Annotated in this window: 13 protein-coding genes; 12 read left to right on the top strand and 1 reads right to left on the bottom strand. The window is 65.8% G+C overall.

Annotated elements, in window-relative coordinates; all coding sequences use genetic code 11:
* Nucleotides 1–48 precede the first annotated feature (48 nt).
* From mraY to lpxC, 11 genes are all read left to right on the top strand, one after another.
* Nucleotides 49–1,218 carry a phospho-N-acetylmuramoyl-pentapeptide-transferase gene (gene mraY / locus ACX12D_RS17180; RefSeq protein ID WP_017227540.1) on the top strand — a complete coding sequence of 390 codons (1,170 nt, stop codon included), beginning with the start codon at nt 49–51 and terminating at the stop codon, nt 1,216–1,218.
* A 50-nt stretch (nt 1,219–1,268) separates the two neighbouring features.
* On the top strand, nt 1,269–2,795 hold the full coding sequence (murD, locus tag ACX12D_RS17175; protein ID WP_459372057.1) for a UDP-N-acetylmuramoyl-L-alanine--D-glutamate ligase: 1,527 nt from the start codon (nt 1,269–1,271) through the stop codon (nt 2,793–2,795).
* Entirely contained in the window at nt 2,792–4,033 is a 1,242-nt protein-coding gene (gene ftsW, locus ACX12D_RS17170; RefSeq protein ID WP_459372056.1) for a putative lipid II flippase FtsW, read from the top strand. Before murD ends, ftsW begins: the two co-directional genes overlap by 4 nt.
* Complete coding sequence (gene murG, locus ACX12D_RS17165) at nt 4,030–5,100, top strand: undecaprenyldiphospho-muramoylpentapeptide beta-N-acetylglucosaminyltransferase (protein WP_441633969.1); 1,071 nt, start codon at nt 4,030–4,032, stop codon at nt 5,098–5,100. The genes ftsW and murG overlap by 4 nt, the downstream gene beginning before the upstream one ends.
* 12 nt (nt 5,101–5,112) lie before the next feature.
* Nucleotides 5,113–6,552 carry a UDP-N-acetylmuramate--L-alanine ligase gene (gene murC / locus ACX12D_RS17160; protein ID WP_459372055.1) on the top strand — a complete coding sequence of 480 codons (1,440 nt, stop codon included), beginning with the start codon at nt 5,113–5,115 and terminating at the stop codon, nt 6,550–6,552.
* Nucleotides 6,549–7,532, top strand: coding sequence for a D-alanine--D-alanine ligase (locus ACX12D_RS17155; protein ID WP_441633965.1), 984 nt, complete (start codon nt 6,549–6,551; stop codon nt 7,530–7,532). The genes murC and ACX12D_RS17155 overlap by 4 nt, the downstream gene beginning before the upstream one ends.
* Nucleotides 7,533–7,589: 57 nt before the next feature.
* A complete protein-coding gene (locus ACX12D_RS17150) occupies nt 7,590–8,492 on the top strand; it encodes a cell division protein FtsQ/DivIB (RefSeq protein WP_459372053.1) in 903 nt (300 codons plus the stop codon).
* Complete coding sequence (gene ftsA / locus ACX12D_RS17145) at nt 8,489–9,721, top strand: cell division protein FtsA (RefSeq protein WP_035875601.1); 1,233 nt, start codon at nt 8,489–8,491, stop codon at nt 9,719–9,721. Before ACX12D_RS17150 ends, ftsA begins: the two co-directional genes overlap by 4 nt.
* 164 nt (nt 9,722–9,885) lie before the next feature.
* Nucleotides 9,886–11,085: a cell division protein FtsZ gene (gene ftsZ, locus ACX12D_RS17140; RefSeq protein WP_006162527.1), complete on the top strand. Its 1,200-nt coding sequence runs from the start codon at nt 9,886–9,888 to the stop codon at nt 11,083–11,085.
* Nucleotides 11,086–11,587: 502 nt separating this feature from the next.
* A complete protein-coding gene (locus ACX12D_RS17135) occupies nt 11,588–12,094 on the top strand; it encodes a redoxin family protein (protein WP_459372052.1) in 507 nt (168 codons plus the stop codon).
* 173 nt (nt 12,095–12,267) lie between these two features.
* Nucleotides 12,268–13,185, top strand: coding sequence for a UDP-3-O-acyl-N-acetylglucosamine deacetylase (lpxC, locus tag ACX12D_RS17130; protein ID WP_441633957.1), 918 nt, complete (start codon nt 12,268–12,270; stop codon nt 13,183–13,185).
* A 102-nt stretch (nt 13,186–13,287) separates the two neighbouring features.
* Here lpxC and ACX12D_RS17125 read toward each other — a convergent pair whose 3' ends face one another.
* Complete coding sequence (locus ACX12D_RS17125) at nt 13,288–13,800, bottom strand: DciA family protein (protein ID WP_150986814.1); 513 nt, start codon at nt 13,798–13,800, stop codon at nt 13,288–13,290.
* A gap of 94 nt (nt 13,801–13,894) precedes the next feature.
* On the opposite strand from ACX12D_RS17125, the gene ACX12D_RS17120 reads away from it, so the two are divergent.
* Nucleotides 13,895–14,830 (top strand): M23 family metallopeptidase, encoded by a 936-nt coding sequence (locus tag ACX12D_RS17120; RefSeq protein ID WP_459372051.1) that lies wholly within the window; start codon nt 13,895–13,897, stop codon nt 14,828–14,830.
* Nucleotides 14,831–14,933 lie beyond the last annotated feature (103 nt).

The following is a 14,933-nucleotide window of genomic DNA, read 5'->3' as shown; positions in this document are numbered from 1 at the left end:
GATAGCCCGGCCCGACCGGGCGGTTGTCGAAAGGAATACGGACACACGATGTTATTGGCTCTGGCCCAGTGGCTGCAAAACGACTACAGCTTCCTGCGGGTCTTCAACTACCTGACCTTCCGCGCGGTGATGGCTAACCTCACCGCGCTTTTGATCGGGCTCGGCCTTGGGCCGTGGGTGATCCGCAAGCTGACCGAACTCAAGATCGGCCAGGCGGTGCGCACCATCGGCCCGCAGTCGCACCTGGTCAAGGCCGGCACGCCCACCATGGGCGGCGTGCTGGTGCTGGTGTCGATCGCCATCTCCACGTTGCTGTGGTGCGACTGGGGCAACCGCTTCATCTGGGTCGTGATGCTGGTGACCCTGGGCTACGGCGCGATTGGCTGGGTGGATGACTACCGCAAGGTGGTCTATCGCGATCCGCGCGGCATGTCGAGCCGCGAGAAGTTTTTCTGGCAGACCCTGATCGGCCTGGTGGCCGCGGTCTACCTGGCGTTCTCGGTATCGGAAAGCAGCAATGTGCGGGTGTGGGACCTGTTCCTGGGCTGGGTCGAAGGCGGTTTGTCGCTCGACATGCCTTACAAGTCCAACCTGATCGTGCCTTTCTTCAAGGAAGTGAGCTATCCGTTGGGCGTGGCCGGCTTCATCGTGCTGACCTATCTGGTGATTGTGGGTTCGAGCAATGCGGTGAACCTGACCGATGGCCTGGACGGCCTGGTGATCATGCCGGTGGTGCTGGTTGGCAGCGGGCTGGGCGTGTTTGCCTACGTGATGGGCAGTTCGGTCTACAGCAAGTACCTGCTGTTCCCGCATATTCCCGGGGCTGGCGAGTTGCTGATCTTTTGTTCGGCGCTGGCGGGGGCGGGCCTGGCCTTCCTCTGGTTCAACGCGCACCCGGCCCAGGTCTTCATGGGCGACGTTGGCGCGCTGGCGCTGGGCGGCGCGCTGGGCACCGTGGCGGTGATCGTGCGCCAGGAGATTGTGCTGTTCGTGATGGGCGGCATCTTCGTGGTGGAAACGCTGTCGGTGATGCTGCAGGTGGGCTGGTTCAAGATCACCAAGCGGCGCTACGGCGAGGGCAGGCGGTTGTTCAAGATGGCGCCGCTGCACCACCACTTCGAATTGTCGGGCTGGAAGGAAACGCAGGTGACGGTGCGCTTCTGGATCATCACCATGTTGCTGGTGCTGATTGGGCTGTCGTCGCTCAAGCTGCGCTGAAACCAGCGCGTATCTACTAACGCAGTAACGCAATAAAGGCGGGAATCGAAGTGTTTGGCGAGTTGCAAAAACCTCATGTGCTGGTGCTGGGCCTCGGCGAATCGGGGCTGGCGATGGCGCGCTGGTGCGGCCTGTATGGTGCCCCCGTGCGCGTTGCCGACACGCGCGAGGCTCCCGCCAACCTGGTCTTCCTGCAGGCCGAGCTGCCCTCGGCCGAGTTTCATGGCGGCGCCCTGGCCGAAACGCTGCTGGACGGCATCGAACTGGTAACGATCAGCCCTGGCCTGTCGCCGCTGGAGACGGGTACCGCCGCGCTGCTGGCGGTGGCGCGCGAGCGTGGCATTCCAGTCTGGGGCGAAATCGAGCTGTTCGCGCGCGCGCTCGCGCATCTGCGGGCAGAGTCCGGCTACGCGCCGAAGCTGCTGGCCATCACCGGCACCAACGGCAAGACCACCACTACCGCGTTGACCGGCCGCCTGGTGGAGCGCGCCGGCAAGAGCGTGGCGGTGGCGGGAAATATCAGTCCGTCGGCGCTGGACAAGCTGTCCGCCTGCATCGCCTCGGCCACGCTGCCCGAGGTCTGGGTGCTGGAACTGTCGAGCTTCCAGCTGGAGACCACGCACACGCTGGCGCCGCACGCGGCCACGGTGCTCAACATCACCCAGGACCATCTGGACTGGCACGGCAGCATGGAAGCCTATGCCGCCGCCAAGGCTCGGATCTTCGGCCCGGCGCCGGCGCCCGGCGAAGCCGGCTGCCTGCAGATCCTGAACCGCAACGACCGTCTCAGCCTGGATATGGCCCGCCCGGCAGGCGCACTGGTGACCTTCGGCACCGATCTGCCCGAGTTCCCGGGCTGCTTCGGCGTCCAGCGCGAGGGCGGCATGCCCTGGCTGGTGGTGGCCGAGCCCGATAGCGAAGCCGAAGGCGAGAACAAGCCGCGCCGCCGCAAGGCCGCGGCCGCCGAGACCGTGGAAGCCGTGCCGGTGCGCCACAAGCGCCTGATGCCTGCCGACGCGCTGCATATCCGTGGCATGCACAACGCCACCAACGCCATGGCCGCGCTGGCGCTGTGCCGCGCCATCGACCTGCCGATGAACGCGTTGCTGCATGGCCTGCGCGAGTACCGCGGCGAGCCGCACCGCGTGGAGTGGGTCGCCACGGTGGATGATGTCGAGTTCTTCGATGACAGCAAGGGCACCAATGTGGGCGCCACCGTCGCCGCGTTGTCCGGCCTGGACAAGCGGGTGGTGCTGATTGCCGGCGGGGAAGGCAAGGGGCAGGATTTCTCGCCGCTTGCCGCGCCGGTGGCACAGTACGCGCGCGCCGTGGTGCTGATCGGCAAGGATGCCGGCGAGCTGCGCCGCGCGCTCCAGGATACCGGCGTCACGCTGGCCGATGCCGCCACGCTGGAGCAGGCCGTCACGCTGGCAGCCGGTGCGGCGCAGGGCGGCGACGCCGTGCTGCTGTCGCCGGCGTGCGCCAGCCTCGACATGTTCCGTAATTATGTGCACCGTGCCGAAGTCTTTCGCGCCGCGGTGGAAGAACTGGCGATGTCCAGGGGGATCGTGCCATGAGCGACGCACAGGTCAAGCGTAGCGGCTTTATCGGGGCCACCATCGGCAACGCCTGGGGCGGCCTGCGCGATGCGGTGTCCGGCGTCAAGCCGACGCGCTCGCGCATGATGGAGTACGACCAGCCACTGCTGTGGGTGGCGATCGTGCTGCTCGCGCTTGGCCTGGTGATGGTCTATTCGGCCTCGATCGCGCTGCCTGACTCGCCGCGCTATGCCAACTACCGCGAGAGCCACTTCCTCGCGCGCCACGCGTTTGCGCTGTTCATCGGCCTGTCGATGGGCCTGCTGGCCTTCCAGATCCCGGTCAAGTTCTGGGATAAGTACGCGCCCAAGCTGTTCGTGATCGCGCTGTTGATGCTGATCGTCGTGCTGGTGCCGTTCGTGGGCAAGGGCGTGAATGGCGCGCGGCGCTGGATTCCGCTGGGCATCATGAACTTCCAGCCCTCCGAGCTCATGAAGCTGGCGGTGGTGCTGTACACCGCCAACTACACCGTGCGCAAGCAGGAGTGGATGCAGAACGTGGGCAAGGGCTTCCTGCCGATGGGCGTGGCCGTGGTGGTGGTCGGCATGCTGCTGCTGCTGGAGCCCGACATGGGCGCCTTCCTGGTGGTGGCCACCGTCGCCATGGGCATCCTCTTCCTCGGCGGCATCAACGGCAAGCTGTTCGCCGGCCTGGTTGGCGTGGCGGTGGGCGCGTTCGCGCTGCTGATCACGGCGTCGCCCTGGCGGCGCGAGCGGATCTTCGCTTATCTCAACCCGTGGGAAGAAGCCAACGCGCTGGGCAAGGCTTACCAGCTCACCCATTCGCTGATCGCCTTCGGCCGCGGCGAGTGGACCGGGGTGGGGCTGGGCGGCAGCATCGAGAAGCTGCACTACCTGCCCGAGGCGCATACCGACTTCATCCTCGCCGTGATTGGCGAGGAGTTCGGCTTTGTGGGTGTGCTGGTGGTGATCGTATTGTTCTACTGGATGGTGCGCCGCGCCTTTGGCATCGGCCGCACCGCGCTGCAGCTCGACCGTACCTTTGCCGGCCTGGTGGCCAAGGGCATCGGCATCTGGGTTGGCTGGCAGACCTTTATCAATATGGGCGTGAACCTTGGCCTGCTGCCGACCAAGGGGCTGACCTTGCCGCTGGTGAGCTACGGCGGCTCGGGCATTTTGATGAATTGCGTAGCGCTGGCGATCCTGCTGCGCATCGACTACGAGAACCGGGTCATGATGCGCGGGGGCAAGGTATGAGCGCACCGCGCACCTTGCTCGTGATGGCTGGCGGCACCGGGGGGCATGTCTTCCCCGGGCTGGCGGTCGCGCGCGCGCTGCGTGAGCAGGGCTGGCGGGTGGTATGGCTGGGCAATCGCACCGGCATGGAAGCCACGCTGGTGCCCAAGTACGACATCCCGATGGAGTTTATCCAGTTTGGCGGCCTGCGCGGCAAGGGCCCGCTGACCAAGCTGATGCTGCCGCTGAACCTGTTGCGCGCCTTCTGGCAGAGCCTGCAGGCGCTGCGCCGGGTGCGGCCCAATGTGGTGCTGGGCATGGGTGGCTATATCACGTTCCCCGCCGGCATGATGGCCTCGCTGCTGGGGCGCCCGCTGGTGCTGCACGAGCAGAACTCGATTGCCGGGCTGGCCAACAAGGTGCTGGCCAAGGTCGCGGACCGGGTTCTGTGCGCCTTCCCGAATGCCCTGCCGGACAGCGAGTGGACCGGCAACCCGGTGCGAGACGAAGTGGCGCACATGCCGGCGCCCGAAGCGCGCTACGACGGCCGCACCGGCCCGTTGCGGCTGCTGGTGGTGGGCGGCAGCCTGGGCGCGGCGGCACTCAACGAGGTCGTGCCCAAGGCGCTGGCGCTGCTGCCGCAAGGCGAGCGCCCGCTGGTCAAGCACCAGGCCGGCGCGAAGCAGATCGACACGCTGCGCGCCAACTACCAGGCTGCCGGCGTGGCGGCGGAAGCCTTGCCCTTTATCGACGACATGGCGGCGGCATACGCAGAGGCGGATCTGGTGATCTGCCGCGCGGGCGCAATGACCGTGTCGGAGGTGGCGGCGGCAGGCGTGGCGGCACTGTTCGTGCCGTTCCCGCATGCGGTCGATGACCACCAGACCACCAATGCGGAATTCCTCTCGACCCAGGATGCCGCCTTGCTGGTCCAACAGAACGAACTGACCGCGAGCGGGCTGGCGCAGACGCTGGCCTCGCTGTCGCGGCCCCGACTCAGAGAGATGGCGCATCAGGCGCGCGGTCTTGCCAAGCCCGAAGCGACCCGGCGCGTGGCGGAGATCTGCAGCCAGATGGCCAGGGATTGAACCAACGGATTCATGAAGCACATCGTCAAGAACATCCATTTCGTAGGCATCGGCGGCGCCGGCATGAGCGGCATCGCCGAGGTCCTATTGAACCTGGGCTACAAGGTCTCAGGGTCCGACGTGGGCAGCAATGCCGCCACGCGGCGCCTCGCGTCGCTCGGCGCGGCCGTGATGCACGGGCATGATGCCGCCAACGTCAACGGCGCCAACGCCGTGGTGGTGTCCACCGCCGTGACCAACGACAACCCCGAGGTGCTGGCTGCGCGCGCCAAGCGTATCCCGGTGGTGCCGCGCGCGGTGATGCTGGCCGAGCTGATGCGCCTGAAGCAGGGCGTGGCGATCGCCGGCACGCATGGCAAGACCACTACCACCAGCCTGGTGGCGTCGGTGCTGGCCGAAGGCGGGCTCGATCCCACCTTCGTGATCGGCGGCCGGCTCAACTCGGCGGGCGCCAACGCGCGCCTGGGTACGGGCGACTTCATCGTGGCCGAGGCCGACGAGTCGGATGCCTCGTTCCTGAACCTGTTCCCTGTGATCGAGGTCATCACCAACATCGACGCCGACCACATGGACACCTACGGGCATGACTTTGCCCGGCTCAAGCAGGCGTTCGTGGAGTTCACCCAGCGCCTGCCGTTCTACGGCATCGCCGTGCTGTGCGTGGACGACCCCAACGTGCGCGAGATCATGCCGTTCGTGTCCAAGCCAATCGTGCGCTACGGCTTTGCCGAAGATGCGCAGGTGCGCGCGGTCAATGCCCGCGCCGTCGACGGCCAGATGCATTTCACCGTGCTGCGCCAGTTGAACGGACACGCCGAGGCGCCGCTGGAGGTGGTGCTGAACCTGCCGGGCATGCACAACATCCAGAACGCGCTGGCGGCGATTGCCATCGCGACCGAGCTGGAGGTGCCGGACGCCGCCATCGTCAAGGCGCTGCGCGAGTTCCACGGGGTGGGACGCCGCTTCCAGCGCTATGGCGAAGTGGCCTGCGCCGGCACCAACGAGCAGGGCGCGGCCAAGGGCGCAGGCACCTTCACGCTGGTCGACGACTACGGCCACCATCCGGTCGAGATGGCCGCGACGCTGGCCGCCGCGCGCGGTGCGTTCCCGGGGCGCCGGCTGGTGCTGGCGTTCCAGCCGCACCGCTATACCCGCACGCGCGACTGCTTCGAGGACTTCGTCAAGGTGCTGGGCACCGTGGATGCGCTGCTGCTGGCGGAGGTCTATGCCGCCGGCGAAGCCCCGATCGTGGCCGCCGATGGCCGCGCGCTGACGCGCGCGCTGCGCGTGGCAGGCAAGGTTGAACCCGTTTTTGTGGAGCAGATCGACGAAATGCCGCAGGCTATCCTGAACGCCGTGCGTCCCGGCGATGTGGTGGTGACGATGGGCGCGGGCACGATTGGTACCGTGCCCGGACAACTGGTTTCGCAGCAAGCCGGGGGGCAGGCATGAGCTTCGTCGCCCATCCCAATATCGATCCCAAAGCGCTGGGCAAGGTTGGCGTGCTGCTCGGCGGCCGTTCGGCCGAACGCGAGATCTCGCTGCTGTCGGGCAACGGCGTGCTGGCAGCGCTGCGCTCGCGCGGCGTCGATGCCCATGCCTTCGATCCCGGCCTGCAGTCGGTGGCGGAGCTGGCCACGGCTGGCTTCGACCGCGTCTTTATTGCCCTGCATGGCCGCTACGGCGAGGACGGCACCATCCAGGGCCTGCTCGAGCAGCTCGGCGTGCCCTATACCGGCAGCGGCGTGCTGGCCTCGGCGCTGGCCATGGACAAGCAGGCCACCAAGCGCCTGTGGACCACGCACGGCCTGCCGACGCCGCGCTTCGCCATGCTGCACGCCGATACCGATTTCGACGCCGTGGTGGCCGACCTGGGCCTGCCCCTGATCGTCAAGCCGGCGCGCGAGGGCTCGTCCATCGGCCTGTCCAAGGTGACCGAAGCCGGCCAGATGCGTGCCGCCTTCGAGAAGGCCGCGGCGCTGGACAACGACGTGATCGCCGAAACCTTTATCGACGGCGCGGAGCTGACCTGCCCGATCGTGGGGGAGGGCGCCACCGCCGAAGCGCTGCCGGTGATCCGCATCGTCGCCCCCGGCGCGAACTACGACTATCAAAACAAGTACTTTACTGACGATACCCAGTATCTGTGCCCGTCGGGCCTGCCGGCCGATGTGGAAGCCGAAGTCCGGCGCCTGGCGGTGCAATCCTTCCGCGTGCTGGGTTGCCGCGGCTGGGCGCGCGCCGACGTGATGCTCAGCGCCGACAACAAGCCTTACCTGCTCGAGATGAATACCTCGCCCGGCATGACCGGCCATTCGCTGGTGCCGATGGCGGCGCGCGCGGTGGGCATCAGCTACGAGGACTTCGTCATGCAGGTGATTGCCGCGGCCACGCTGGACCTGCATCCCAGCGCGGCCTGGAAGCCCGATTGAGCATAGACCGAGCCAACACTGAACCCTGACTGACCGGAACCGGGACAACCCAACGCCATGTGGCACAACACTCGCCTGCTTAACCTGATCGCCTCCACGCTCTATGCGCTGGTGGCGATGATGGCGTTCGCGGCCGGCTTGCTATGGCTGGCGCAGCGGCCGGTGTTTGCCATTACCCACGTCGAGCTGGTGTCGATGGAAGGCGGCACCCTGCGCCATGTCAATGCGCCGAGCGTGCGCGCCAACGCGCTGGGCAAGCTGTCGGGGAGCTTTTTCACGCTCGACCTGAACGAGGCGCGCCAGATCTTCGAGTCGGTGCCCTGGGTGCGCCGTGCCAGCGTGCGGCGCGAATGGCCCAACGGGCTGGCGGTCGAGGTCGAGGAGCACGAAGCCCTCGGTACGTGGGGCAATGCCGACAGTGGCCGCCTGATCAACACTTATGGCGAAGTTTTCGTCGCCAATCCGGCCGAAGCCGAGGAAGATGCCCAGTTGCTCGCACTCGATGGCCCGCCGGACAGCGAGGGCGACGTGGTGGACAAGCTCGAAGTCATGCGCGAGTGGTTCAAGCCGCTGAAGGTGGAGCCGCTGGCGGTCACGCTGTCGTCCCGCTACGCCTGGCGCGCCAAGCTCTCCAACGGCATGGTGGTGGAGCTTGGCCGTGAACAGAACGACGAGGAGCGCGACGCCATGGGCCAGCGCGTCAAGCGGTTCGTGGTGGCCTGGCCCCAGGTCACGGAGCAGTGGGGCAAGCAGATCGAGTATGCGGACCTGCGATACCCCAACGGGTTCGCGATTCGCGCGGCTAACGTGCGCTTCCTCACCGATGCCCAGGCAGCGGCGGCGGCCAAGGCGAGAGCTGCCGGTTCCAGCACGAGCACCAGCGCGAACACGAACGCCAGCAGCAATCCGAACAACAATCCGACGCGACTCAAGAGCAAGAACGCGGAGAAAAACCGATGAGCAAGGAATACAAGGACCTACTGGTCGGTCTCGATATCGGCACTTCCAAAGTGGCCGCGGTAGTGGCGGAGTTGCGCCCCGACGGCAGCTACGAAGTGATCGGGATGGGCCAGTCAGAGTCCAAGGGTCTGAAGAAAGGGGTTGTGGTCAATATCGAGGCCACCGTGCAGTCCATCCAGCGTGCGCTGGAGGAGGCTGAACTGATGGCCGACTGCAAGATCTCCGAGGTGTTTACCGGCATTGCCGGCAGCCATATCCGCAGCTTCAATTCCAGCGGCATGGTGGCGATCAAGGACAAGGAGGTCACCCAGACCGATGTGGCCCGGGTGATCGAGACCGCCAAGGCGGTCAATATCCCGACCGACCAGCAGATCCTGCACATCCTCACGCAGGAATTCATCATCGACGGCCAGGAAGACGTGCGCGAGCCGATCGGCATGAGCGGCATCCGGCTGGAAGTGAAGGTGCATATCGTCACCGGCGCGGTCAGCGCGGCGCAGAACATCGTCAAGTGCGTGCGCCGCTGCGGCCTGGAGGTGCACGACCTGATCCTGCAGCCGCTGGCTTCCAGCCTGGCGGTGCTGACCGAGGACGAGAAGGAACTCGGCGTGGTGCTGGTCGACATCGGTGGCGGCACCACCGATATCGCCATCTTCAGCGAAGGCGCGATCCGGCATACGGCCGTGATTCCCATCGCCGGCGACCAGATCACCAACGACATCGCCATGGCGCTGCGCACGCCCACGCCCGATGCCGAGGACGTCAAGATCCAGTACGGCATCGCCAAGCAGGCCATCGCCGACCCGGAAGACATGATCGAGGTCCCCGGCGTTGGCGACCGCGGCACGCGCTCGCTTTCGCGCCAGGCGCTGGCGGCCGTGATCGAGCCGCGTATCGAGGAGCTGTACTCGCTGGTGCACCAGGTGGTGCGCGAGTCGGGCTATGAAGAATTGCTGTCGTCGGGGGTCGTGATCACCGGCGGCACGGCGATGATGCCGGGCATGGTGGAACTGGGCGAGGACATCTTCCTCAAGCCGGTTCGGGTCGGCGTGCCGGAATATCGCGGAAATTTGCACGAAGTAGTAAAGAGTCCGCGCTATTCGACCGTAATGGGACTACTGCTCGAAGGCCGCGTGCAGCGCATGCGCGGGCGCAAGGTAGCGGTGCAGAGCGGCTCGGTCAAGCAGGTGTGGACCCGCATGAAGGAATGGTTCGTCGGCAACTTCTGAACGTTGCAGGCGACTGGATTGCACTGGTTTGAATGGCTGGCCTGTCCACCGAATGGCGGGCAGGCCGTTGAACACGCAGTTTTTTGATGGTTTCTTGTTCAGTAACCAAGGGTTGCGGCGGGGAGGCTGCAGCGTTTGGCGGCTGATTCTTCTTGGAGGCAGTGATGGACTTTGACATGATCGAAACGGAATTGCAGGACGGCACCATCATCAAGGTGATCGGCGTGGGCGGCGCGGGCGGCAACGCTGTGCAGCACATGATCAGCCGTGGCGTGCAAGGCGTCGAATTTATCTGCATGAACACCGATGCGCAGGCGCTTAAGCGCTCCAGCGCTTCGCGCGTGCTGCAGCTCGGCAACACCGGCCTGGGGGCCGGTGCCAAGCCGGAGGTCGGCCGCAATTGCGCAGACCAGGCGCGCGAGCAGATCGCCGACTCGCTGCGTGGTGCGCACATGGTCTTCATCACTGCCGGCATGGGCGGCGGCACCGGTACCGGCGCTGCCCCGGTCGTGGCCCAGGTTGCCAAGGAAATGGGCATCCTGACCGTGGGCGTGGTCAGCAAGCCCTTCGAGTTCGAAGGCGCGCGCCGCGCCAAGGTGGCGGAAGCTGGCTCGGGCGAGCTGGAGTCCTGCGTCGATTCGCTGATCGTTGTGCTCAACGAAAAGCTGTTCGAAGTGATGGGCGATGACGCCGAGATGGACAAGTGCTTCCAGTGCGCTGACGACGTGCTGCACAACGCGGTTGCCGGCATTGCCGAGATCATCAATGTCGATGGCCTGGTGAACGTCGACTTCGAAGACGTGAAGACGGTCATGGGCGAGCAGGGCAAGGCCATGATGGGCACGGCCACGGTGTCGGGCGTTGACCGCGCCCGCCTGGCTGCCGAGCAGGCTGTCGCCAGCCCGCTGCTGGAAGGCGTGGACCTGTCGGGCGCACGCGGCGTGCTGGTCAACATCACGGCCAGCCGCTCGCTCAAGCTGTCGGAAACCAAGGAAGTCATGAACACCATCCGCAGCTACGCCGCGGAAGATGCCACCGTGATCTTCGGCACGGTGTATGACGACGCCATGGGCGATGCACTGCGCGTGACGGTGGTGGCGACGGGCCTGGGCCGTTCGGCCAAGAAGCAACAGCCGATGACCCTGCTCAAGACCGGTACCGACAACATGCCGGTGCAGATGATGGGCAACATGACCAGCAACGTGGGCGTAAGCCACAGCAGCGCGCCGGACTATAGCAATCTGGACACGCCGGCGGTATGGCGCAGCTCGCGCGAGTCTGCGTCCGCCCACGTGGCTGCGCTGCAGGAAAAGGGTGTGGATACGTACGACATCCCGGCCTTCCTGCGCAAGCAGGCGGACTGAGTTGGCTCGGCAAGGTGCCGGCAGGGCCGGTTGCCAGCAGGCCGCGACCCCGGACCAGCGAAACACGCAAGCGCTCCCTACGCGCGTGTTCCGCCCGGTGGTTTCGGACTGAGCGGCAACCCGCCAGGTTGTCCTTTCGCTGACCCTCAGGCTGCATCCCGTCGCCGGGACAGGCGTGCCTCCGGCCGCCTCCCCGGACTGGTCTCCCGCCCCTCCCGGCCGGGATGTGCCGTCGTCCGCGCGCCGATCGCAAGATCGGCGCGCGGATTTATTTCAAGAACAGTGCGGCCCGCAGCATGAAAAGCCGCCTTGCAGTGATGTAATCGTCGTGCGCCACATGGCGCGAGGCGCCTGATGTTCCCTGCGCAAGAGTGCGCAAGAGCCTGTGCGCCGCCTTGTCGGAGGATGCCGACGACGCAGCGGGCGGTGAACCGCCTTGGGCACCCGCGGTGGGCGCACTATGATGCTAAACAGGGTTTTTACCGAGACAGGAAGACACAGCATGATCGCTATTGGAGCGCGTGTGCCGGACGCCACGCTGAATGAATTCTTCGAGGTCGAAACCGGCGGCTGCGCCCTTGGGCCCAATGCCTTCTCGGTGGCGGAACTTGCGCGTGGCCGCAAGATTGTGGTGTTCGGCCTGCCCGGCGCCTTTACGCCGACCTGTTCGGCCAAGCATGTGCCGGGCTTTGTCGCGCAGGCAGACGCGCTGCGCGCAGCCGGCGTGGACGAGATCTGGTGTGTATCGGTCAACGACGCCTTTGTCATGGGCGCCTGGGGCCGCGAGCAGAAGACCGGCGACCGTGTGCGCATGATGGCCGACGGCAGTGCCGAATGGACCTGCCGGCTGGGCCTGGAGCAAGACCTGACCGCGCGCGGCATGGGCGTGCGCTCCAAGCGCTATGCCATGGTGCTTGACGATGGCGTAGTGTCCCATCTGTGGCTTGAGGCGCCCGGCGAGTTCAAGGTCAGCAGCGCCGAAGCCGTGCTGGCCGCGTTGCGCGCGTAATACGAGAGTGTGTCAGTACACGGCACAAAAATGACGTATTGTGCACTTATGGCGATTTATTTCTTCTTGATAACACACCGAAACAAAGTGACGCAGCGCAGCAAACGAAGCAGTGGTAAAATCGCTATATTAGAAAGTGTACTTGATAGATTTTAATAATAGCTGAGACTGTCATGCTAAAACAGCGCACCATCAAATCCCTGGTCAAGACCGTTGGCATTGGTTTGCACTCGGGCCGTAAAGTGACGCTGACGCTGCGCCCGGCCCCGGTGGATACCGGCATCGTATTCACTCGCGTCGACCTGCCCGAAACGGTCGAAATCGTCGCGAGCGCGTCGGCCATCGGTGACACGCGCCTGGCGTCGGTCCTGCAGAAGGACGGCGCACGCGTCTCGACCGTGGAGCATTTGATGTCCGCCTGCGCGGGCCTTGGCATCGACAACCTGTATGTGGATGTCGACGCTGAAGAAATCCCCATCATGGATGGCAGCGCCGCGTCGTTCGTCTTCCTGCTGCAGTCGGCCGAGATCGAGCAGCAATCGGCTCCCAAGCGTTTCATCCGCGTGAAGAAAGCCGTGGAAGTGCGTGAAGGCGACAAGCTGGCGCGGCTGGAGCCCTTCTTTGGCTTCAAGCTGGCGTTCACCATCGATTTCCGCCATCCTGCGGTGGACAAGACGGGCCAGACCTTCGCCATCGACTTCGCCGACACCAGCTACGTGCGCGAAATCGCCCGCGCCCGCACCTTCGGCTTCGCCCATGAAGTGGAAGCCCTGCGCGAGATGGGCCTGGCGCGCGGCGGCAGCCTGGACAATGCGATCGTGCTCGACGAGCACCGCATGCTGAACAACGAAGAACTGCGCTACGGCGACGAGTTCGTGCGCCACAAGATCCTGGATGCGATTGGCGACCTGTACGTAGTCGGGCATCCGCTGATTGGCGCGTATATCGCCAACAAGTCCGGGCACGGGCTCAACAACCAGCTGTTGCGCGCGTTGCTGGCCGATCAGGAAGCCTACGAGATGGTGACGTTCGAGCGCGTTGAGGATGCGCCGCCAGCCTTCCTGCCGCAGTTGGCGCCGGCGTTCGCGTAGCGCGGGAAGGGAATCCAGGGCCGCTGCACGGTCCCATGAAAAAGCCGGCCGCCAGGCCGGCTTTTTCACGTTTGGGCGTCGAATCGGCGCCCGCCGACGCTTTCACCGATGGTGGGACAACAGCGTATTCAGCGCATCGCGCAACGGCGATTCGGGTAGTTCCTGGGCCAGCTGGGTCAGGCTGGACAAGCCGGTCGCCGACATCCGCGCCACCTTGGGCTTCACCACCGGCCCGGTGTCCCAATCGCTCTGCCGCCCGACCTCCGGTTGTACCCTCACCCGGATTGCGGTAATCTGCGATCCCCGCTGTTGCAGTCTCGAAAGTAGTGTCGGGACCACTTGCCGGACTCGTGCCGCTGCGGCCCCATGGGCTGCAAGCAACAGCAAAGTTCGCTCCGACTGGCCTTGCCCGATGCCGCGGGCGTCTTGCTTGACGCCGGCTACAGCGATGCCATCCTGCAGTCCGCGTGGCAGGAGCGATAGCACCTCAGCTTCCAGTACCGCCAGTTCCCGTGCCGTCTGCATCAGGGCCGAGACCGGGCCTGCCTTGTCCAGCCAGTCGTTAAGCGGCTTGGCGGCGGGCGTCTGGAGGGCGTAATGGGTAAACATGCGCATGCGCGCATTCTAGCGTGCCGTTCGCGTCAGTGCGGCGGCTTATGCGCCGCGGCTGCCCGGCCGGCGCCGGCCGGGCATGAGAAGGAGTTGCGCCATGCAGATCATCGTGCTTCATCCACGCCTACCGCGTGTTCGCCATTTCACCCTGTCGCGGGGCAAGGTCCTTGCCGGCATCGCGTTGCTGTGCCTCGTCGTTGCGCTGGTGTCGTCGGCCCTGACCTGGATCGTGGCGCGCTCGGGCATGACAGCGCCGGCCCGCGCGCCGGGCGACGATGCTTACCTGCGGGCCAACCTCAATGTGCTCGCGACCCGTGTGGGTGAGATCCAGGCCCGGATGGTGCGGCTGGACGCGCTTGGCGAGCGGGTCTCGGGGCTTGCCGGCATCGCGCCCAAGGAATTCAACTTCCAGCAGCCACCCGGGCGCGGCGGCCTGGCTGCATCCGCGCAGTCGCGCACCTCGAGCCTGCCGGAGCTGCAGCTCGCGCTGGCACGCCTGTCGGACCAGGCCGAGCAGCACGCGGACTATTTCGACGTGGTGGCGAGCACCTTGCTGGACCGCCAGAGCGAGAGCCGCCGTGTCCCGCGCGTGCTGCCGGTGGCGAGCGGCTACGATGCATCCGGCTTCGGCTGGCGTTTCGACCCGTTCAGCGGACGCCGCACCCCGCATGATGGTGTGGATTTTTCGGCACCCACGGGTACCCCGATCGTGGCGGCGGCCGGCGGCGTGGTGGTGGCGGCGGAATGGCATCCAGAATATGGCAACCTGATCGACATCGACCACGGCAACGGCCTCAAGACCCGCTATGCGCACGCGTCCAAGCTGCAGGTGAAGGCCGGCGACCTCGTCAAGCCTGGCCAGCAGATCGCCCTGGTGGGCTCCACCGGGCGCTCCACCGGCGCGCACCTGCATTTCGAGGTGCATGTGGACGGTGTGCCGCAAAACCCGAATCGCTTCCTGGCCATCGCCAAGCCTGCGCCGGCCCAGGTCGCCCAGGCGCCGGACCCCACCGATCGCAATCTCATCCGTTGAAGAACCAGGGCGCCGCCCCGATGTCGGAAGGATTGGATGTGCGGGTTGTGTCCGGGCCGTCAAGTGGCGGGGGACGCGTGGTGTGGTTTGCACAGCGTTTCAC

Source organism: Cupriavidus sp. PET2-C1, from assembly GCF_054515855.1.
This window is presented reverse-complemented; position numbering and strand designations above follow the sequence as displayed.

Coding starts and splice junctions, on each gene's coding strand:
- ftsW (WP_459372056.1), top strand. CDS start 2,792: ATGAGCGACGCACAGGTCAAGCGTAGCGGCTTTATCGGGGCCACCATC.
- murG (WP_441633969.1), top strand. CDS start 4,030: ATGAGCGCACCGCGCACCTTGCTCGTGATGGCTGGCGGCACCGGGGGG.
- ACX12D_RS17125 (WP_150986814.1), bottom strand. CDS start 13,800: ATGCGCATGTTTACCCATTACGCCCTCCAGACGCCCGCCGCCAAGCCG.
- mraY (WP_017227540.1), top strand. CDS start 49: ATGTTATTGGCTCTGGCCCAGTGGCTGCAAAACGACTACAGCTTCCTG.
- ACX12D_RS17120 (WP_459372051.1), top strand. CDS start 13,895: ATGCAGATCATCGTGCTTCATCCACGCCTACCGCGTGTTCGCCATTTC.
- ACX12D_RS17150 (WP_459372053.1), top strand. CDS start 7,590: ATGTGGCACAACACTCGCCTGCTTAACCTGATCGCCTCCACGCTCTAT.
- murC (WP_459372055.1), top strand. CDS start 5,113: ATGAAGCACATCGTCAAGAACATCCATTTCGTAGGCATCGGCGGCGCC.
- ftsZ (WP_006162527.1), top strand. CDS start 9,886: ATGGACTTTGACATGATCGAAACGGAATTGCAGGACGGCACCATCATC.
- ftsA (WP_035875601.1), top strand. CDS start 8,489: ATGAGCAAGGAATACAAGGACCTACTGGTCGGTCTCGATATCGGCACT.
- ACX12D_RS17135 (WP_459372052.1), top strand. CDS start 11,588: ATGATCGCTATTGGAGCGCGTGTGCCGGACGCCACGCTGAATGAATTC.
- ACX12D_RS17155 (WP_441633965.1), top strand. CDS start 6,549: ATGAGCTTCGTCGCCCATCCCAATATCGATCCCAAAGCGCTGGGCAAG.
- lpxC (WP_441633957.1), top strand. CDS start 12,268: ATGCTAAAACAGCGCACCATCAAATCCCTGGTCAAGACCGTTGGCATT.